The 18660-nt window shown below is 47.4% G+C and carries 22 protein-coding genes; 1 reads left to right on the top strand and 21 read right to left on the bottom strand.

The annotated features are described in order from the left end of the window. Positions 1-47: 47 nt before the first annotated feature. The 12 genes from pth to metG form a co-directional block, all read right to left on the bottom strand. Positions 48-605 (bottom strand): aminoacyl-tRNA hydrolase, encoded by a 558-nt coding sequence (gene pth / locus ACHA8N_RS15605; protein ID WP_147512642.1) that lies wholly within the window; start codon positions 603-605, stop codon positions 48-50. A gap of 108 nt (positions 606-713) precedes the next feature. Continuing rightward, positions 714-1670, bottom strand: coding sequence for a ribose-phosphate diphosphokinase (locus ACHA8N_RS15610; protein WP_012368955.1), 957 nt, complete (start codon positions 1668-1670; stop codon positions 714-716). Between the two features lie 65 nt (positions 1671-1735). Beyond that, positions 1736-3085, bottom strand: coding sequence for a bifunctional UDP-N-acetylglucosamine diphosphorylase/glucosamine-1-phosphate N-acetyltransferase GlmU (glmU, locus tag ACHA8N_RS15615; protein WP_393966256.1), 1350 nt, complete (start codon positions 3083-3085; stop codon positions 1736-1738). A 168-nt stretch (positions 3086-3253) separates the two neighbouring features. Continuing rightward, positions 3254-3565 (bottom strand): septation regulator SpoVG, encoded by a 312-nt coding sequence (gene spoVG / locus ACHA8N_RS15620; RefSeq protein WP_147512644.1) that lies wholly within the window; start codon positions 3563-3565, stop codon positions 3254-3256. A 160-nt stretch (positions 3566-3725) separates the two neighbouring features. Further along, complete coding sequence (gene purR, locus ACHA8N_RS15625; protein WP_147512645.1) at positions 3726-4565, bottom strand: pur operon repressor; 840 nt, start codon at positions 4563-4565, stop codon at positions 3726-3728. Positions 4566-4634: 69 nt separating this feature from the next. After that, positions 4635-5495, bottom strand: coding sequence for a 4-(cytidine 5'-diphospho)-2-C-methyl-D-erythritol kinase (gene ispE, locus ACHA8N_RS15630; protein ID WP_393966257.1), 861 nt, complete (start codon positions 5493-5495; stop codon positions 4635-4637). Between the two features lie 96 nt (positions 5496-5591). Continuing rightward, positions 5592-5831: a Veg family protein gene (locus ACHA8N_RS15635; RefSeq protein ID WP_012368950.1), complete on the bottom strand. Its 240-nt coding sequence runs from the start codon at positions 5829-5831 to the stop codon at positions 5592-5594. 84 nt (positions 5832-5915) lie between these two features. Beyond that, positions 5916-6794 (bottom strand): 16S rRNA (adenine(1518)-N(6)/adenine(1519)-N(6))-dimethyltransferase RsmA, encoded by an 879-nt coding sequence (rsmA, locus tag ACHA8N_RS15640; protein ID WP_147512647.1) that lies wholly within the window; start codon positions 6792-6794, stop codon positions 5916-5918. Next, positions 6791-7351, bottom strand: coding sequence for a ribonuclease M5 (gene rnmV, locus ACHA8N_RS15645; RefSeq protein WP_147512648.1), 561 nt, complete (start codon positions 7349-7351; stop codon positions 6791-6793). The genes rsmA and rnmV overlap by 4 nt, the downstream gene beginning before the upstream one ends. A 63-nt stretch (positions 7352-7414) precedes the next feature. Beyond that, positions 7415-8698: a ubiquitin-like domain-containing protein gene (locus tag ACHA8N_RS15650; RefSeq protein ID WP_393966258.1), complete on the bottom strand. Its 1284-nt coding sequence runs from the start codon at positions 8696-8698 to the stop codon at positions 7415-7417. Next, the gene (locus ACHA8N_RS15655) at positions 8695-9462 is read right to left on the bottom strand and encodes a TatD family hydrolase (protein WP_147512650.1); all 768 of its coding nucleotides are present in this window, start codon (positions 9460-9462) and stop codon (positions 8695-8697) included. The genes ACHA8N_RS15650 and ACHA8N_RS15655 overlap by 4 nt, the downstream gene beginning before the upstream one ends. Positions 9463-9521: 59 nt before the next feature. After that, on the bottom strand, positions 9522-11477 hold the full coding sequence (gene metG, locus ACHA8N_RS15660) for a methionine--tRNA ligase (protein ID WP_393966259.1): 1956 nt from the start codon (positions 11475-11477) through the stop codon (positions 9522-9524). 340 nt (positions 11478-11817) lie between these two features. Here metG and ACHA8N_RS15665 point away from each other — a divergent pair, with 340 nt between their 5' ends. Further along, positions 11818-12114 (top strand): transition state genes transcriptional regulator AbrB, encoded by a 297-nt coding sequence (locus tag ACHA8N_RS15665; protein ID WP_012368944.1) that lies wholly within the window; start codon positions 11818-11820, stop codon positions 12112-12114. Between the two features lie 37 nt (positions 12115-12151). Here the strand turns inward: ACHA8N_RS15665 and rsmI are convergent, their stop codons facing one another. Genes rsmI through ACHA8N_RS15710 form a run of 9 tightly spaced genes read right to left on the bottom strand, consistent with a single transcriptional unit; the run spans position 12152 to position 18612 of the window. Further along, entirely contained in the window at positions 12152-13006 is an 855-nt protein-coding gene (gene rsmI / locus ACHA8N_RS15670) for a 16S rRNA (cytidine(1402)-2'-O)-methyltransferase (protein WP_147512652.1), read from the bottom strand. Beyond that, positions 12984-13265 carry a GIY-YIG nuclease family protein gene (locus ACHA8N_RS15675; protein ID WP_393966260.1) on the bottom strand — a complete coding sequence of 94 codons (282 nt, stop codon included), beginning with the start codon at positions 13263-13265 and terminating at the stop codon, positions 12984-12986. Before ACHA8N_RS15675 ends, rsmI begins: the two co-directional genes overlap by 23 nt. Next, positions 13258-13995: a tRNA1(Val) (adenine(37)-N6)-methyltransferase gene (locus tag ACHA8N_RS15680; RefSeq protein WP_393966261.1), complete on the bottom strand. Its 738-nt coding sequence runs from the start codon at positions 13993-13995 to the stop codon at positions 13258-13260. Before ACHA8N_RS15680 ends, ACHA8N_RS15675 begins: the two co-directional genes overlap by 8 nt. 49 nt (positions 13996-14044) lie before the next feature. Beyond that, positions 14045-14407, bottom strand: a complete 363-nt coding sequence (yabA, locus tag ACHA8N_RS15685; RefSeq protein ID WP_147512655.1) for a DNA replication initiation control protein YabA — start codon at positions 14405-14407, stop codon at positions 14045-14047. After that, entirely contained in the window at positions 14404-15234 is an 831-nt protein-coding gene (locus ACHA8N_RS15690) for a PSP1 domain-containing protein (RefSeq protein WP_026827009.1), read from the bottom strand. The genes yabA and ACHA8N_RS15690 overlap by 4 nt, the downstream gene beginning before the upstream one ends. Positions 15235-15240: 6 nt before the next feature. Further along, positions 15241-16233, bottom strand: a complete 993-nt coding sequence (locus tag ACHA8N_RS15695) for a DNA polymerase III subunit delta' (RefSeq protein WP_393966262.1) — start codon at positions 16231-16233, stop codon at positions 15241-15243. Further along, on the bottom strand, positions 16233-16562 hold the full coding sequence (locus ACHA8N_RS15700) for a cyclic-di-AMP receptor (protein WP_012368937.1): 330 nt from the start codon (positions 16560-16562) through the stop codon (positions 16233-16235). Before ACHA8N_RS15700 ends, ACHA8N_RS15695 begins: the two co-directional genes overlap by 1 nt. Further along, positions 16559-17197, bottom strand: a complete 639-nt coding sequence (tmk, locus tag ACHA8N_RS15705) for a dTMP kinase (protein ID WP_393966263.1) — start codon at positions 17195-17197, stop codon at positions 16559-16561. Before tmk ends, ACHA8N_RS15700 begins: the two co-directional genes overlap by 4 nt. Then, a complete protein-coding gene (locus tag ACHA8N_RS15710; RefSeq protein WP_393966264.1) occupies positions 17194-18612 on the bottom strand; it encodes an aminotransferase class I/II-fold pyridoxal phosphate-dependent enzyme in 1419 nt (472 codons plus the stop codon). Before ACHA8N_RS15710 ends, tmk begins: the two co-directional genes overlap by 4 nt. Positions 18613-18660 lie beyond the last annotated feature (48 nt).

The following is an 18660-nucleotide window of genomic DNA, read 5'->3' on the forward strand; positions in this document are numbered from 1 at the left end:
CTCCTAGGACGACAGCAAAAACGCTTTGGATGTCCAAAGCGTTTTGTTCAGTTATAACGATTCATCAAGGCCAAAAACGGCGTATCGATAAAATCAGTTGCGATAGCAACAGAATCAGACAATACATGTTGTAAAGTCGTCTGTTCTGCTTTAGCGAACGGCATCAAGACCCAATCGATGACTTGAATCGGTGCGGGAGGACGACCCACCCCTAATTTCAAACGTTTGATATCTTGTGTGCCTAAATGTTGAATCAATGATTTAACGCCGTTGTGACCACCGGCACTTCCTTTTGAGCGTAAACGCATCTTCTCGAGAGGAAGATCCAAATCATCATAAATGACAAGTACATCTTCAACCGCAATTTTATAAAAATCGAGTAATGGACGAACCGCTTCACCCGATAAATTCATATACGTCAAAGGTTTGACGAGAACGACCCGCTCCCCTTTAATCATTCCCGTTCCGAAGACGGCTTTAAACTTCGACTCCGTTAATTTTATGCCGTGCTCTTGAGCTAAAGCATCAACTGCTAAAAATCCAATGTTGTGCCGTGTGTTCGTATACTTGGCACCTGGATTCCCTAAACCGACGATACACTTCATACCGCCACCTCCTCTAATTTTTTCCACACTGCCTGTTTCCTAAAAAACGCCAACACACCGAGGTCCGATTTTTAAAAATCGGACCTCGGTGTATCTATCAGTTTGATATCAGCTGAAGAGCGGGCTGATTGATTTTTGTTCGTGGACACGGATGATGGCTTCTGCCAATAAACGTGCTACTGAAATTTGTTTGATTTTACTTGCACATTCACGTTGCGTCAAATCGATCGTGTTCAGAACGACAAGTTCTTCGATTGCCGAGTTCTCGATCCGCTCCATGGCAGGGCCTGAGAGAACCGGGTGCGTACAACATGCATATACTTGTTTCGCTCCGTTTTCAATCAACGCATTGGCAGCAAGTGTAATCGTCCCTGCTGTATCAATGATGTCATCGATGATGATTGCGATTTTTCCGTCGACTTGACCAACGATGTTCATGACTTCCGCCACATTTGGTTTCGGACGACGCTTATCGATAATCGCGATTGGTGCTTTTAATTGTTCTGCTAATTTACGTGCCCGTGTGACACCACCATGGTCTGGAGAAACGATGACGAGTTCGTTCGGGTCGATGTTCTTCTTCTCAAAGTAAGAAGCAAGCAGCGGAACACCCATTAATTGATCTACTGGAATATCGAAGAAACCTTGGATTTGAGCAGCATGAAGATCCATTGTCACGACACGTGTCGCTCCTGCGACTTCAAGCAGGTTTGCAACCAACTTCGCTGTGATCGGCTCACGCGAACGCGCTTTTCGGTCTTGACGGGCATATCCGTAATACGGAATGACAACGTTGATCGTCCGAGCAGATGCCCGTTTCAACGCATCGATCATAATGAGAAGTTCCATCAAGTTTTCGTTGACCGGTTGGCTTGTCGATTGAATGATGTAGATATCATCCCCACGGACGCTTTCTTCGATGTTCATTGAAATTTCGCCGTCACTGAAGTGTTTGACTGAACTTTCGCTGACTGGGATTCCGATGACTTTAGCGATTTCCTCTGCCAGTGGTTTGTTCGAGTTAAGTGCGAAAATACGAATTTCATGTTCTAAGACAGTAGACATGGTTAGGTGGCCTCCATTTGTTTGGGTTTAGACGAGTAGAACGACAGGTAATGAACGATTAAAAGTTAACGGTAATCCGGTTTGGTCGTTTGACGTTCCCGCGCGATGGCGAGACCGTTTTCCGGAACATCGTCTGTAACGGTCGATCCTGCTGCGACAAGCGCATTTTTACCGACTGTGACAGGCGCAATCAAATTGACATTACAACCGATGAACGCATCATCTTCAATGACCGTTTGGAATTTATTTGTTCCATCGTAGTTCACGGTGATCGAACCGCATCCTAAGTTGACGTTTTTACCGATTGTGGCATCACCGACATAACTCAAGTGGGCAGACTTGCTGCCTTCGCCAAAGGTCGATTTTTTCACTTCAACAAAGTTACCGATCCGCGTGTTGGCTCCGAGAACCGCTTGCTGACGTAAGTGGGCAAACGGTCCAACTTGGGCTGCAGCACCGACTTGGCTGTCTGTCACAACGGATTGACGAACGACTGCATGATCTGCAATCTCACTGTCGCGAATATCTGAATTCGGACCGATGATACACTCCGATCCAATCGTTGTTTTGCCAAGCAACTGTGTGCCGGGATATAAGATCGTATCCGAACCGATGACGACATCCGGTCCAATGTACGTCGATGCCGGGTCGATGAACGCGACACCTTGACGCATCCAATGTTCATTCGTCCGTTTCCGCATCGATGTTTCAGCTTGCGCAAGCGCTACCCGGTCATTGACACCAATCGTTTCTTCAAATGTCGATGCCGCATATGCTGCAATCGTTTCACCGTCTGCTTTTGCGATTTCGATGACATCCGGCAGATAGTACTCCCCTTGGACATTGTCATTTTTGACTTGTTTCAGTGCCGCGAACAGCATCTCATTGTCAAAGACGTATGTGCCTGTGTTGATTTCTTTAATTTGAAGTTCTTCGGCGTTCGCATCTTTGTGCTCGACAATCTTCGAGACGTTTCCATCCTCACCGCGGACGATTCTTCCGTAACCCGTTGCGTCATCAGCGTGCGCAGTCAAAACAGTTACTTTCGCGCCGGTTTCTGCATGATGTTGCAACAACGATTTCAACGTTTCACTTGTCAGAAGCGGCGTATCTCCGCATACGACGAGCGTTGAACCCGTTTCCTGTCCAAGCACAGGTTCTGCCATTTGAACAGCATGACCCGTGCCAAGCTGCTCACTTTGAAGTGCATATTCCACCGATGTGCCGAGCACTTCTTTCACAGACTCTGCACCATGACCAACGATGACGACTTGACGCGTGACACCAAGTGTCGTCAACTGATCAACGACATGCTGTACCATAGGCTTCCCAGCTACTGGGTGAAGTACTTTATAAAGCTTTGATTTCATCCGAGTGCCTTTACCCGCTGCTAGAATTACCGCGAAATGATTCATCCTTGTCGCTCCTCCATGTAAATTAGTGTTGATTTCGTTCTGAAATAGTCCACTCGTTCCAACTATAACGAAAATGACGCAACGAATCAATCACAGGACCGACCGGAAATCGTGAAAATACGCAAAAAAAAGACAGGTTCTCCCAATGAAAGAGACCTGCCTGTTACGTTATGAAGGATCGGTTACTTCGAGTGCCGCCAGCTCATACTCTGGTGCCTCACCGTTTTCTTCACGTATCGCATATGCTTCTAATACTGAATCTTCGACTTTTTTTCGCATTAATGCATTGATTGGATGGGCGACATCACGAAAGATGCCTTCCTGTGTCCGCTTGCTCGGCATCGCGACGAAAAGACCGCTGTTCCCTTCGATCACGCGTAAATCATGTACCACAAATTCGTGGTCGAGCGTAATCGAGGCAAGTGCTTTCATTCGACCCTCTGCTACGACGCGACGAATCTTGACGTCGGTGACATTCATTTTGTCCGCACCCCTTTTTAACCGTTGTCACAACTCTTCGTTGTCTACTTCTACTTACGGCTTAAAACATTCAAAGGTTTAGCTTTTGCCAATCATTTCACGCATAATTTCCAAAAGTTTGATATTTACAGTATAGTTACAAAAAAATCGAGTGTCAAATTTAGGTAGTCTGCCCGTCTGTGAAATATTGGTCAACATTTCCGCGTTTCACCTGAATCTGACCAAGGTCGACATCGACATCCGCCAGTTTCATCAGACTGACATATTCGCTGACCATTTTCTTCTCGGCGCCTTCTGCTTCGATTAATACACCGACACCGGCCACGTTCGCTTCAAACTCACTGAGCAGACTCATCATCCCCCGGATCGTTCCGCCTGCTTTCATGAAATCATCAATCAGCAGAACATTGGCGCCGCGCGGCAGACTCCGTCGGGCAAGAGCCATCGTCCGAATCGCTTTAGATGAGCCGGAGACGTAGTTGATGCTGACGGTTGACCCTTCCGTCACCCGGCTATCCGAGCGGACAATCACGAACGGTACACCCAATTGTTCCGCCACTGCATAGGCAAGCGGGATCCCTTTTGTCGCAATTGTCATGACGACATCGACTTTCTTCTGGCTGAAGACAGAAGCAAAGACCTGCCCCATCTGTTTCACCATCCGCGGATCGCCGAGTAAATCCGTCAAGTACAAGTATCCGCCCGGCAACAGACGGTCTGGCCGTGCGACCCGTTCGCACAACTCGTCAATAAACGGTAATGCCTTCGCACTGCTCCATGTCGGAATGAACATGACGCCTCCCGCAGCACCCGGAACCGTGACGAGCCGTCCTGTTCCCTCATGTTCTAACATCTCACTGACAATATCCAAATCTTCACTGATCGAAGATTTCGCCGAGCTGTACCGCTCCGCAAAGATCGTCAATGAGATCAGATGATGCGGATGGTCCAACAGGTAACGTGTCATGTCTACCAAGCGACCACTTCTCCGAATTTTCATCTAAATCGTTCCACCTCTCCGTAATTCCGAATATTCAATAGTGAATATATCATTTTCATACGGAAACTATCAATGGTTTTCGCCTAAAAGACGAACGACGTAGACTTCGTTGCAAAATCCTCGCAAGCCATTATAAAGACGTTGCGCACGATTTTCATGTTCCGTCAACGCAAAGACAGTCGGCCCGCTTCCGCTCATTAAAACACCTTCCGCCCCGCAACTCGTCATAAATGCTTTGATCTGTTCCACTTCCGGATGCATCGGCAAAGTAACAGATTCAAGGACATTGCCCAGTGCATCACAAATCGCAGGGAAGTCCTGTTGTTTAACGGCTTCAATCATTGCCTCGACATTCGGACGTTCCGCCGTCTCTAAATCGAGTGCCCCGTACACATCTGCCGTCGAGACACCAATCGTCGGTTTGGCGAGGACGACCCAGCACGGTGGTGGGGAAATCAGTTTTTCCAGTTTCTCTCCGCGTCCCGTCGCAATGGCCGTTCCACCCATGACACAGAAGGGAACATCCGAACCGACCTCTGCCCCGATTTCCGCCAACTGTTCAAGCGTCAAATCGAGCTTCCACAACTCATTTAATCCACGTAACGTTGCTGCCGCATCACTTGATCCACCCGCAAGACCGGCTGCAACTGGAATTTGTTTTTCAAGATAAATCTCGACTCCGCTCTTGATGTTGAAACGTTCTTTTAAGACCGCTGCTGCCTTGTATGCTAAATTCCGTTCGTCGTTCGGAACATACGCATGTTGGGCATTCATCCGGATCTCGCCGGACGAAAGTTCCGTTAATTCAAGACGGTCTGCCAAATCCACTGTCGTCATCACCATATGTACATCATGATAACCGTCCGGGCGTTTCGCCGTCGCATCCAATACCAAATTGATTTTTGCCGGTGCTTTTACAATAATCGTCATCGTGCCGTTCCTCCTCTAGTACGTATCCTGTACGAATTGTATCAACCTTTGCACAAAAAAAGAAGCGAACATTTCTGTCCACTTCGGAAGGTAAGTTTACGAATTCGCAAATTCGATTTGTACGGAGTCGGTTAACACGTCGGCATAGCTATAAGAAACTCGCTCGACGTTGTGGCGCTCTGCGTCTAGCTTGACTACAAACACCGATGGATACGTCTCAACGAGCGTTCCGATTCGGGTTACGACCTTTTTACGACCGCCGCTTGCTTTTAGCGTCAGTCTTTCACCTACATGTGTTTCAAATACATGTCTGATTTCGTTCAACGTCTTTGGCATACGCTTCACCTCACTAACATTTATTATAGCATATGAACTAAATATTAGAAAGGGGAAATATTATATCCGTTCTTTTGTCTACCGTCAACGTTTTTTAATCGGCAAAAGTGCGTCAGCCAACTGTGCGAATTCCTGCAGGCTGAGTGTCTCCCCGCGGCGGCGTGGATCAATTCCCGCTTCGTGTAAAGCTGCCTCAACCGCTTCTTTTTCAGATTTCCCAAAATGACTGGACAAGTTATTCAAAATCGTTTTCCGACGTTGTGCAAAACTGGCACGGGTCACTTCGAAAAATAGCTTTTCATCCAGTGTCTTCACGGCAGGTTCCTTTCGGATGTTTAAACGGATGACCGCCGAATCAACGTTCGGTGCCGGAATGAAGACGTGTTTCGGTACCGTGAAGCACACTTCTGCTTCTGCATAGTATTGAATCGCAATCGACAATGAACCGTACGCTTTTGTTCCCGGTTTTGCACCAATCCGTTCCGCCACTTCTTTTTGAATCATCATGATGAGTGTCCGGAACGGTGTCCGGGCTTCTAAAATGCGCATGATGATCGGTGTCGTCACGTAGTATGGAAGGTTCGCAACAACAGCGAGATCCGTAATCCCTTGCTGCGTGAACTCTTGATCGACGATTGTTTCGAGATCAAGTTCGAGTGCATCCCCATGAATAACTTTGACATGGGGATACGGAGCGAGGGAATCTTCAAGAATCGGCAAGAGACGCTGATCAATCTCGAGTGCCACGACTTTTTTCGCCTGTTTCGCCGATTGTTCCGTCAACGAGCCGATTCCGGGGCCAATCTCAAGCACTCCGCTGTCAGGTGTCAAATTAGCAGCGCCGACAATGTTACCCAGTACATTTAAATCTATTAAAAAGTTTTGCCCAAGAGACTTCTTAAAGGAAAATCCGTGCTTCGCCAAAATTTCCTTTGTCCGGTGTAATGTTGCGATATCTTTCAATCTTGTTCCTCCTCCATCTGTTTCAACGCATCTTCCCACTCTTGTTTTGTAATTCGGATCGATGCCACCCGCTTGACGAGTTGTTTGGCGTTCGGTTCACCGATTGCAAGGACCTGTCCCAACCGCTTCCGTCGTTTAGAGGCTGCGGGTCCGCCAATCAAGTCCGCCGCGAGAATCATCTCCCGTGTCACTTCTGCTTCCTGTTTTTCTTCCGTTTCGTACACAGCACCGAGCGCCCGTTCAATAGCTTCCGGCGATGCATGTTCGACGCCGATTTTACCGCGTTTATCTTTTGCGTCCGCCCGTGGCAGATATGCCTGTTTACATCCCGGTACCCGCTCGTTGATTCGTGCCCGGATCCGGTCTCCCGGAAAATCAGGGTCCGTAAAAACAATCACTCCACGGCGTTCCAGTGCCTTGGCAATCCGTCGTAATGTCTGTTCATTAACAGCCGAGCCGTTTGTTTCGATTGTATCGACATCAAATACTTCTTGTAAGCGTGTCGTATCATCGCGTCCTTCAACGACGATGACTTCTTTTAAGCGTTTCCGCATCATCTCTCCACCTTTTTCAAACACTTCCGTAATTGTACCTGTTTCCACAAAAAAAACAAGGAAGCGTCAACTGACCGCTTCCGTCTTCTTGTCATCCGGGATGACCCATACTTGAATCGTCTTCCGACCAAACTGTTTGGCTGTTGTTTCCCCGTCAACGAGTACATCAATTTTATTTCCTTTGATGGCCCCTCCTGTATCAAGGGCAATCGCGAGCCCGATCCCTTCGACATATACCTTTGTTCCAAGCGGGATGACTTTCGGATCAACGGCAATGATGGCCAATCCTTGATACGTAATCGTATCCGTCACATCATAACCGGTCGCCGTCAAAGCGCGGCCATCATACAGACGACTTCCGTTTGAAGCAGGATCGTTCGTATATGCCGTAGCTTCGACCATTAAGGTTTTTGCCTGTTTAAAGTCAAGATCCGTTGCCGCCTTTGGTACTTCTGTAAGCGGAACTGTCGCCTTGTCGGTATTAAATACCGGAGCTGCAGCTGCTTCAGCAGCCTCGATCGGTTTCGTTCCGACCTTCACGATTTGTTTCACCGGTTGACTTGTCACGTCATCCGCAATCAATTTTTTGTCCTTGCTCAGACCATCGGCGAGTGTCAGCTGATACTTTTGTATCCTGATGCCCGGACGACCCGTTTTCGTCACAAGTTGTTCGCCAACCGGAAGTGTATTGTCTTCAACCGTCTCGACTTCAAATGGCAGGAGCTGTTCTTCCGTCAATACCGCACGACGCGTCGTATTCACTGTCACGAGCATATCCTTCGTGACCGTCGCTTCGAGTTTCGGAGCAACTTTGTCTTCCGGCTGCAGTTTGACACCTTGCATGGAAAGCAGTTCCCGAACCGTCGTCTCGTACGTATACACTTCCCGTGCTTTCCCTTCGACAATTAGCTCAACCGGAAATGCTTCCCGGAACCGGACGGTCATACCGGTCGTTAAGACCGTATCTTTTGAGGGATAAATGTCATCCGTCTCCATTTGACTAATGCCCTGTTCTTTCAGTAAATCATCTACACGACGTGCCTGCGTTCTGACAGTTTTTGCTTTTCCGTATCCAACGATCAGTGTGATCTCCTTAGCCGGTTGAATGACAATCAAGTCATTGTCCGGAAGGTCCGCACTGAGGGCAGGTTCGATTTCATCTTGTGTCCGAACCGAAATTCCTGCTTCTTTTAACACGCCATAGACCGACGTTTCGAGTGTTTCGACCTTCGTTTCGCGACCATCAATCATGATGGTGATGTCGCGTGGATTATCCATCGATACATAAAGTAAACTGGCGATCAGCAACAATGTCGCACCAATCGTCATATAAGCGGCCGATCGAATCATGGAAGGCGGAAAACGCGCTTCGCGTTTTCAGTCGTTGCTTGTTCGATGTCGGCATACATCATTCCGCGTAACTGGGCAATCTCTTCCGCAACAAAGCGGACATACGCCGGCTCATTCCGCTTCCCGCGGTACGGTGTAGGTGTGAGATAAGGACAGTCTGTCTCGACCAATAACCGGTCAAGCGGTACTTCTTGTGCTACCCGTTTTGGTGTTTTTGCATTTTTAAATGTCACCGGTCCACCTAAAGAGATGTAAAAATTCATTGCCAGACAACGCGGTAATAATTCGGCACTCATACTGTAACTATGAAGAATACCGCCGACGTCTTTGGCCTCTTCTTCTTCTAAAATCCGCAGTGTATCTTCCGTCGCTTCCCGGTTGTGAATGACAATCGGCTTATTTTTTTGCTTAGCCAAGCGAATTTGTTTACGAAATGCTTCTTCCTGAATATCTTTCGGTGACGTATCCCAGTGATAATCGAGACCGATTTCTCCGAGGGCAACGACTTTCGGATGGTCCATCAAGCGTTCGACTTTCTGATAGGCTGCTTCATCAAAATCAATCGAATCGACCGGATGCCAGCCGATGACAGCGTACAAGTCATCATACTGTTCTACAAGTTCCATCGCCCGATCAATTGTCTTATGGTCGAATCCGACGACAATCATCGGGGAGACACCGTTCGCACGGGCACGCTCGATCGTTTCATCGACATCGCCGTCAAATTGATCCGAGTTTAAGTGTGTATGTGTATCAATCAACATAATCTGCTATTCCCTCTTTCAAAAAAATGCCTGTGACATCGAGTCCACAGGCATCCGAATTATTTTACACTTGCTCCGTTCGCCATCGTTGACGGAACAGTAGCTAACTCCAGTTTACCTGATTTTTCGGCAGCAAGCACCATCCCTTGTGACAATTCTCCCCGTAATGTGACCGGTTTTAAATTGGCAACCACGATGACTTTCCGACCAATCAAGTCTTCCGGCTCGTACCATTCAGCGATTCCTGAGACAATTTGGCGTGTCTCTTTCCCCATATCGACGGTTAACTTCAGTAGTTTTTTCGCTTTTTTAATTTTTTCTGCCGTGACGACTTCGCCGACACGCAGCTCGATTTGATCAAAGACGTCAATCGTCGTTTCCGGACGAACATCCGTATCGATTTCCTCGACTTCTGTCTCTTCTTCGACACGCGCCGCTGACGCTTGTTTCATCATCTCGACAATGGCTTCGACTTCTTCTTTCATATCACGGCGCGGGAAGATCGGTTCAGCCAAACCGACTTTTGTTCCTTCTGTAACGGCCGCAAAGTGTTGCAGTGCCGTCCAGTCCATCGGTTGTCCTTCAAGACCAAGTTGACGGAACATTTCTTTCGGCGAACGGGTCATGAATGGTTGCAACATGATCGCGACGTGGCGTAACGCACCGACCAAATGAATCATCGAAGAAGCCAGTTCGGTTGTTTTCGCTTCGTCTTTTGCAAGCACCCACGGTTGCGTCTCATCGATGTATTTGTTGGCACGACTGATCAATTGCCAAATGTGCGACAAGGCGACCGAGAACTCCATGTGCTCCATTGATGCTTCGACTTTCTCGACAGTCTCTTGTGCAAGCGTCGACAATGTCTCATCAAACGGCGTGACATTTCCGGCATACGTTGGGATGACGCCGTCGAAATATTTCGTAATCATCGCAATCGTCCGGTTGAGTAAGTTCCCGAGATCATTCGCGAGATCAAAGTTCATCCGCTCGACGAATGCTTCCGGTGTGAACATCCCGTCTGATCCAAATGGCACTTCACGAAGCAGGTAGTAACGTAACGCATCGAGTCCGTACCGATCGATCATTGGAACCGGATCGACGACGTTGCCCTTTGACTTCGACATCTTTCCATCCTTCATCAGTAACCAGCCGTGTGCAAAGACTTGCTTCGGAAGCGGCAGGTCAAGCGCCATCAGCAATGCCGGCCAAACGATTGTATGGAAACGAACGATTTCTTTTCCGACCAGATGAACATCCGCCGGCCAGTATTTATCGAAGTTTCCTTGATCATCTGTTCCATAGCCGAGTGACGAGATGTAGTTCGTCAACGCATCGACCCAGACATAGACAACGTGTTTCGGGTTCGACGGTACTTTGACGCCCCAATCGAATGTTGTCCGTGAGACCGCAAGATCCTGCAGACCTGGTTTAATGAAGTTGTTGATCATCTCATGTTTCCGCGATTCCGGTAGGATGAATGACGGGTTCGCTTCATAGTACTCGACTAAACGATCCGCGTATTGACTGATTCGGAAGAAGTAACACTCTTCCCGAACGAGTTCGACCGGATGACCGCTGTCCGGGCTTTTGCCGTCAACGAGTTGTGACTCGGTGTAATACGTTTCGTCCGGAACAGAATACCATCCTTCATATTCGCCGAGATAGATGTCCCCTTTTTCGAGTAACGTCTCAAACACACGTTCCACGACTTCCTTGTGACGCGGTTCTGTCGTTCGGATATAGTCGTCATACGAGATATCCAGGCGGTCCCACAAGACTTTGATCTGTTCAACGACGCCGTCGACAAACTCTTGTTCCGACACGCCCGCTTCTTTTGCTTTTTCCTGAATTTTTTGTCCGTGCTCATCTGTTCCTGTTAAGTAACGAACATCAAATCCTTGCAGGCGTTTATAACGCGCCATCGCGTCTCCCGCGACCGTCGTGTATGCATGACCGATATGTAGCTTTGCGCTAGGGTAATAAATCGGTGTCGTGATATAAAATGTTTTTGCCATGATATTCCTCCGTTCTGTATTTCATTTCATTATTATACGCTGTTCTGCCGCCTGTGTCGAAACTCGTTTTTTGTCGAATCGAAACATTTTTTGACATCAGACATCAAATTACAGAAAAACACACTCAATAGTTTGATTTCCTTTAAAAAGGGAAAAACTATTAATAAATCGTTTCAGATATGGTTTTTTTGAGAAATAAATGACATTTTGATTTCAAGCTATTCAGATTGGTTGACTACTTTTGGAAAGTTTAGTATTCTACATTCTATAGAAGTGATGTCGAATTTTGACGATTTTCCAAAAAAAAAGAGAACCTAGACATCAGAGGAGGAACAACAAAATGAAATCAACAGGTATTGTACGTAAAGTAGACGAGCTCGGCCGGGTCGTTATTCCAATCGAACTCCGTCGGACACTTCAAATCGCAGAGAAGGATGCGCTTGAGATTTATGTCGACAACGAGCAGATCATCCTTAAAAAATACAAACCAAACATGACTTGCCAAGTAACAGGCGAAGTATCAGAAGATAACTTCAAATTGGCAGATGGTAAATTAATTCTCTCTCCAGACGGCGCACAACGTGTCCTCGTTGAGTTAAAAGATTTCCTCGACCGTCATTACGCAGGAAACGAATAAGCAAAAGAAGCGATTCCACATGGAGTCGCTTCTTTTTTTACGATTCATGATAACGCAGGTACAATTCCTGACGATCGAGTCCCCGCTCTTTGGCAACTCGTTTCAGGGCAGCATTCGGTTTTTCACCTTCTGCAATATACCGCTCGATTTGTTGCAGCGGATCGGCTTCTTGCGCGACTTCAGTCGGTCGCTCCTCGGTTGATCCTTCAACGATGACAACAAATTCACCGCGGACCTCTTCCGCAGCCCACTCCAGAGCTTCCGTCACCGATCCACGGATGTATTCCTCATACCGTTTCGTCAGTTCCCGGGCTAACGTCAGCTGACGGTCACCAAGTATATCACGCAACGCGCCAAGCATCTCTTTCAGGCGGTGAGGTGCTTCATAAAAAATCAATGTCCCACTTTCATACCGAACCGTCTCCAGTGCCTCCCGGCGCTCTTTTTTCTTACGCGGTAAAAATCCGTAATAGAGGAACCGTTCCGTCGCAAGACCGGATGCGACAAGTGCCGTCAAGGCTGCATTGGCACCGGGTAAGACGATGACTGGTACATCGGCGTCAATCGCCGATCGAATCAAATCACTGCCCGGATCGGAAATCCCTGGCATGCCGGCATCTGAGACGAGTGCGACTTGTTTTCCGTCCTGTAAGTCCGCGAGCAAACGTGCTCCGCTGACCTGTTTATTGTGTTCATGGTAACTGACGAGTTTCGTCTCAATCTCAAAATGATTAAAGAGTTTCATCGTTTGTCGTGTATCTTCCGCCGCGACGAGATCCGACTCTTGTAAAATCCGGACAGCCCGGTATGTCATGTCTTCTAAGTTTCCGATCGGCGTCGGAACGATGTACAGTCCCGCCGTTTGTCCTTTAAAACTGCTGGTTGCTTTCATACGATGCCATCCCTTCTTGAATGAGTTGTTCCTTTTTGGTCCGTGTCAGTTGTTTGATTGCATACTCTCGCTTCAAGGCATCTGACTTCGTCGTGAAGGTTTCGGTATATTCGAGCACGACCGGCAGTCTGGCCCGGGTGTATTTTGCCCCTTGTCCGGCATTATGTGTCGCCAACCGTTTTTCGACATCGACAGCATACCCGGTATAGAGACTGCCGTCCCGACAACGGACGATATAGACGGCGTAGTGCTCAGACATCGAACTGGTTCCGCATCTGCTGCGTATACGTATCATCCTGTTCATAAACGATGAATGGAGGTAATACTTTCAAACCCGGTTTGGCGTCTTTGATTCCTTCAATCAACAGCATGTTCGCTTCTTTGCCCTCTTTCGGATAAATCAATTGCATCCGCTTCGGTTCAATCCGGTACTGACGCATCAAGGTCACGATGTCGAGCAGACGCTCCGGACGATGAACAAATGCCGTTTTTCCGCCCTGTTTCAAAAGATCGGCGGCCGACCGGATACAATCTTCGAGTGTACATAAGACTTCGTGACGGGCAATCGTATAATGTTCACTCTGGTTCCGGTTCGAAGATTCGTTGGCCAAGAAATACGGAGGGTTACACGTGACGGCATCATACAGACCATATCCCAACTGTTTTCCCGCTTCCTTGACATCTCCTTCAACCATCTTCAACTGGTCCTGTTTCTCGTTAAACGCGATGCTGCGCCGCGCCATGTCGACGAGACGCGGTTGAATTTCAAGACCTGTGATCGTTCCTTTGGTCCGATACGATAAAAATAATGGAATGGCCCCGTTGCCGGCGCAAAGATCCACTAAGTTCCCTTGTTGGATCGGTACCCAGGCAAATTGTGCGAGTAACGCGGCATCAAGCGAATACGAAAAGACGCTGGGACTTTGAATGATGTGTCCTTCTTTTCCAAGCAGATGATCGAGTCGCTCATCTGATAATAATTCAGCCATACAGTTCTTCCTTTCTTAAAAAAAGACTGACTCCTAGGAAGTCAGCCTCTCAATGTTTCGTTAACATGGACAAGCAGAACAGACAGTCTCCGTCTTTCCGGACTTGACCATAATGCAGGTTACAAATATGGAACCCTTCTTGATAGAGCCGTCCTAAATTGTCATAACCGGCTCCAATCCCAGCTTCGGCTTCCGCTTCTTCCGTGATCGGTTGTTGTTCATCACGCTCCACTTTCTCACGGAGGTGATGATTCTCAAGATAAAGGTGTTGATTCTCCTCCATCATATAAGCAAGCTGATCTTTTAACACGCTCAGATGCTCCGTCAGCAAGTGAATCTGTTGCTCGATCGCATCAACACGCGTAATGATTTCTTTTTTATCGACTCTCTCCACGCGTATGCACCCCGTCATTCTTTTGGTCGTTTTTGTTTTACGGCACCGACGGACAGTAATTCCTCCATCGAGTATGTGAGGACCCGGGAACGGTCTTTTAATTCGATTTGGACGATTTGATCGAGGATATTCAGACCAACGACCCGTCCTTCCCCTTCAGGAACGGTCAGACGTTTTCCGTAATCCGGCAAATCGCGTCGCATTTCTTCGTACGTGTCATTTTCGTATTTGAGACAACACATCAAACGACCGCACACACCAGAAATCTTGGTTGGATTTAAGGATAGATTTTGATCTTTTGCCATCTTGATCGAGACGGGTTCAAATTCTCCTAAGAAAGAAGAACAACAGAGGACGCGGCCGCATGGACCGATTCCACCAAGCAATTTCGCTTCATCCCGTACGCCGATTTGACGTAATTCAATCCGGGTCCGGAAGACCGCGGCTAAATCTTTGACGAGTTCACGGAAGTCGACACGACCTTCCGCTGTGAAATAGAAAATGACTTTATTTCGATCAAATGTATATTCGACGTCGACTAATTTCATATCGAGCTTGTGCTCACGAATTTTTTCGACACAGACAGCGTGCGCATCAAACGCCGCCATTTTATTTTCACGGACAATCATCGCGTCTTTATCATCCGCGACGCGAAGAATCGATTTCAGCGGCAAGACCACATCATCTTCGTCCATTTGTTTATCGGCAATTACCACTTCACCATATTCAATGCCCCGCACTGTCTCAACGATGACGGATTGTCCTCGTGATAATGACTCTTGTCCAGGTGCAAAATAATAAATTTTGCCCGCTTCTTTAAAGCGAACGCCTACTACTTCTAGCATATCGCTCTACCCTTTCTGTAAGTCAAACATGAGACGCTCAACTGTTAATTGAGGATTAACATTTGCTTCGATCCGTTTAACGGCTGCGAGTACTGCCTGCAACCAACGTGTGATCGTCGTCTGACTTTTTCCACCCATCTGTTCAAGTAATGGTCGGCTGTTTGCATAGGTGATCATTTCCCATGACGGATTCAGTTTGAGATGCAGGACATCTTCAAAGAAACACGTCACCAGTTCCAGACCAATCCGGGCATCTTGCCGGTTTTTAAATTGAGTGATCCATTTCTCTTGGACGAACAGGGGCAAATCAGCCGGACGATTCGCTAATTCCTCCATCAATTGTAACACTGACACTCGCGCATTTACAAACCAGTCTTCGACCAATGCCTGCTCCGCATCCTCGATTTTCGGATAGACCCGTGCAGCGAGTTGGGTTAATTCGCTATCCCGTCCCGTTTTTTCGGATAAGACCTGTCCAATCAACAGACGATCCGCCGGTCGAAAACTTAACAATTGACCGCGTGAACGAATCGTCGGCAACAACAGTTGTGGCTGATTCGTGATTAAAATTGCTATTTTCCCCGCACCTGGTTCTTCAAAGAACTTCAATAAACTGTTCGCGGCTTGCGGCGTCATCTTATGCGACTGTGTCACGACATAGATTTGGCGATCCCCTTCGAGACCACGCAACGACAGATCATGTATCAACTGCTGGATCTGTTCCTTTTTGATGGTCGCCCCATCCGGTTCGATTTGATAGTAGTCGACCAAGTTTCCACTGTCCATCCGGCGGCAACTCCGGCATGTTTGACACGGCTCGATTTGATCTTTTTTCTCACAAAACAGACTCTTGGCGAACAACTGAGCCGCCTCCAAAAGAAGCGGCTCATAGTCCCCCGTAAAGATATAAGCATGATTGATCCGATTGGTCCGTAACGAGTTTTGTAAAATGGTCGCGATGACCGATTGTGTTTGTTCTAGTTCATGGAATGTTTGCATCAGAATTGATGAAACCCTTCGATTGGCAAGACGAACACCGTCGCTCCACCCACCTGTACTTCAACAGGATAAGGGATATATGAATCAGCATGACCGCCCATTGGGGAGATTGGCGAAACCATCTGTTCCCGGCTCGAACAATTCTTTTTAATCAGACGCATCAAGTCATCCAGACGTTCACTCTGAACACCAATCATGAACGTCGTGTTTCCCTCTTTCAAGAATCCACCCGTCGTTGCAAGTTTTGTCGCTCGGAAATCATGTTCGACCAATGCTTCTGCTAAACGTAAGCTGTCTTTATCTTGAACAATCGTAATAACCATTTTCATGATAATCGCTCCCTTTTCTCTAAATAGGTCAGGACATCCTGACGCAAGATTTGTTGTAAGTCATCGATTGAGTGGTTGGCGTCCACCAGTTGAATCCGCTCCGGCTCCTGTTCGGCTAATGTCAAAAATCCTTCGTAAACCCGTTGTCGGAAATCGTCATCTCGTTGTTCAATCCGGTCCAGCGCCCCCCGCTCCACCATCCGTCGTTTCGAATCCGCGACCGTCAAGTCAAACAGATACGTCCGATCGGGTGTTAAATCATTTGTGGCTTGTCGGTTGATTTCCTGAACCTGTTCAATGGAATAACCTAGTCCATATCCTTGATAAGCAATCGATGCATCGATAAACCGGTCACATAACACGATTTTACCGGCTTCAAGGGCCGGGCGGATCAATTCATTGACATGTTGCGCGCGTGACGCCGCGTACAGTAGAATTTCGGTCATCTCATCCATTTCTTTAAAATCCGGATTCAAAATCAGAGATCGAATTTCATTACCGATTCGTGTGCCACCCGGTTCCCGCGTCATCACGATTTCATATCCTTCGGCTTTCAAATAATCTGCAAGTAGTTGTAATTGAGTCGTTTTCCCGGCGCCATCTGGCCCCTCTACGGTAATAAAAGTCCCTATCATTCTGTAATTCCTTCCTGTATCACACGCAATTTCCCTTCATATAGAAGCTCCCCACCTTGGAGATGGACGGATGTGGTCATATACTGCTTCATCATTTCGATGTGTGCTTGCGTCACCCGTTCACCCCGTAGTAAGAGTGGTACTCCAGGGGGATAGGGAATGATTGTCTCAAGTGAAACAGAATCAACTGCCTCTTCAAAAGACCGTTCGACTGCCACGGTACGTTCCAGTTGATCGAGTGGACAAGCAAGTGATGATACCTTTATTTTACCCATAATAGGTTGTTCCATATACCTTTTATCGGGAATTCCTTCTGTTTTCATCATATCGAGTGCTTGTTTGATTTGTTCGATCCATGCATGACGTTCTGATTCCGGTATGATCCGCAAAGGTAAAATACAAACGACATGTTCTCCGAGAGCAAACTCTGCATCTATACCCTGCTTAGCCAATGCTGCTAATACTTGATTCCCGGAATACCCGCGGCAGGACACAATCATCCGCGACCAATCATCAAACGTAAATACGTCCAACTCAGTGTGTTGATTGAGTTGTTGGTGAAAGCGCTCATGGCTGTTCCGTACTTTCAACATCTGTTCAACCGTAAATTGTTGACGGTAATCGCGGGCAAAATCAAGTGAAGCCATCAACAAGTAGGACGGACTGGACGTTTGAAAGGCTTGAAGCGCACGTGTTAGCCGTCTTCGTTCGTCATCCGTGAAACGTTCATGGATCCAAGCCCCCATCGTCAATGCAGGTAAGGTCTTATGGGCGGATTGAACAACAGCGGTTGCACCTATCTCGAAGGCAGAGCGAATTCCAAAAGCTTCTCCAAAATGGGCACCGTGTGCTTCGTCGACGAGTAAAGGTAACCCGTGCGACTTTGTCAATTGAACCCATTCATCAATGTCAGCCGTCTCTCCATAATAAGTCGGTGACGTCAAAAAGACTGCTACTCCGCCAGGATACAGCTTCAAGGCCTCTTCTAATGTTTCACGTGAAACATTCCCACTGATTCCTGTTGCATGGTAGTCCGGCTCCATTAAAACGGGGGATAACCCCAACCATTCCAATGCATTAAAAACAGACTTATGCGAATTCCGCTGCACATAGATCCGGTCTCCACGACTCGCAACCGCCGCTAACATTGCCCAATTTCCGACAGTCGATCCATTCACCAAAAAATGACTGTCCGAGGCATCATAGATTTGACGCAACAAAAGTTTTGCTTCGTAGATGGCTTCTTCTGGATGATGAAAATCATCTAAACCATTCAACTCTGTTTTATCCCATTCCAAAAAAGAAGGTAAGCCCTTTAGTAATGTTCCGTTTTTATGACCGGGAACGTGCCAAGAAACAGCTTTCCTTTCTACATGAGCATACAGTGCTTCAACAATCGGCATCCGACCTTTCATATTCGTACAGTCCTTTCCAATTTAAAGTACAAAAAAACCGACCTGCAT

The organism is Exiguobacterium sp. S22-S28, assembly GCF_043359615.1.
Classification (GTDB): domain Bacteria; phylum Bacillota; class Bacilli; order Exiguobacteriales; family Exiguobacteriaceae; genus Exiguobacterium_A.

Excerpts from the sequence above, each read along its gene's own strand:
- ACHA8N_RS15665 (WP_012368944.1), top strand. The coding sequence starts at position 11,818 with ATGAAATCAACAGGTATTGTACGTAAAGTAGACGAGCTCGGCCGGGTC.
- ACHA8N_RS15635 (WP_012368950.1), bottom strand. The coding sequence starts at position 5,831 with ATGCCAAAGACGTTGAACGAAATCAGACATGTATTTGAAACACATGTA.
- ACHA8N_RS15710 (WP_393966264.1), bottom strand. The coding sequence starts at position 18,612 with ATGAAAGGTCGGATGCCGATTGTTGAAGCACTGTATGCTCATGTAGAA.
- yabA (WP_147512655.1), bottom strand. The coding sequence starts at position 14,407 with ATGACGGGGTGCATACGCGTGGAGAGAGTCGATAAAAAAGAAATCATT.
- spoVG (WP_147512644.1), bottom strand. The coding sequence starts at position 3,565 with ATGAATGTCACCGACGTCAAGATTCGTCGCGTCGTAGCAGAGGGTCGA.
- purR (WP_147512645.1), bottom strand. The coding sequence starts at position 4,565 with ATGAAAATTCGGAGAAGTGGTCGCTTGGTAGACATGACACGTTACCTG.
- glmU (WP_393966256.1), bottom strand. The coding sequence starts at position 3,085 with ATGAATCATTTCGCGGTAATTCTAGCAGCGGGTAAAGGCACTCGGATG.
- ACHA8N_RS15675 (WP_393966260.1), bottom strand. The coding sequence starts at position 13,265 with ATGTCTGAGCACTACGCCGTCTATATCGTCCGTTGTCGGGACGGCAGT.
- tmk (WP_393966263.1), bottom strand. The coding sequence starts at position 17,197 with ATGATAGGGACTTTTATTACCGTAGAGGGGCCAGATGGCGCCGGGAAA.
- rnmV (WP_147512648.1), bottom strand. The coding sequence starts at position 7,351 with ATGATGCGGAAACGCTTAAAAGAAGTCATCGTCGTTGAAGGACGCGAT.
- metG (WP_393966259.1), bottom strand. The coding sequence starts at position 11,477 with ATGGCAAAAACATTTTATATCACGACACCGATTTATTACCCTAGCGCA.
- ACHA8N_RS15680 (WP_393966261.1), bottom strand. The coding sequence starts at position 13,995 with ATGGCTGAATTATTATCAGATGAGCGACTCGATCATCTGCTTGGAAAA.
- ACHA8N_RS15655 (WP_147512650.1), bottom strand. The coding sequence starts at position 9,462 with ATGTTGATTGATACACATACACACTTAAACTCGGATCAATTTGACGGC.
- ispE (WP_393966257.1), bottom strand. The coding sequence starts at position 5,495 with ATGACGATTATTGTAAAAGCACCGGCAAAAATCAATTTGGTATTGGAT.
- ACHA8N_RS15700 (WP_012368937.1), bottom strand. The coding sequence starts at position 16,562 with ATGAAAATGGTTATTACGATTGTTCAAGATAAAGACAGCTTACGTTTA.
- ACHA8N_RS15690 (WP_026827009.1), bottom strand. The coding sequence starts at position 15,234 with ATGCTAGAAGTAGTAGGCGTTCGCTTTAAAGAAGCGGGCAAAATTTAT.
- ACHA8N_RS15695 (WP_393966262.1), bottom strand. The coding sequence starts at position 16,233 with ATGCAAACATTCCATGAACTAGAACAAACACAATCGGTCATCGCGACC.
- ACHA8N_RS15650 (WP_393966258.1), bottom strand. The coding sequence starts at position 8,698 with ATGATTCGATCGGCCGCTTATATGACGATTGGTGCGACATTGTTGCTG.
- rsmI (WP_147512652.1), bottom strand. The coding sequence starts at position 13,006 with ATGAAAGCAACCAGCAGTTTTAAAGGACAAACGGCGGGACTGTACATC.
- pth (WP_147512642.1), bottom strand. The coding sequence starts at position 605 with ATGAAGTGTATCGTCGGTTTAGGGAATCCAGGTGCCAAGTATACGAAC.
- ACHA8N_RS15610 (WP_012368955.1), bottom strand. The coding sequence starts at position 1,670 with ATGTCTACTGTCTTAGAACATGAAATTCGTATTTTCGCACTTAACTCG.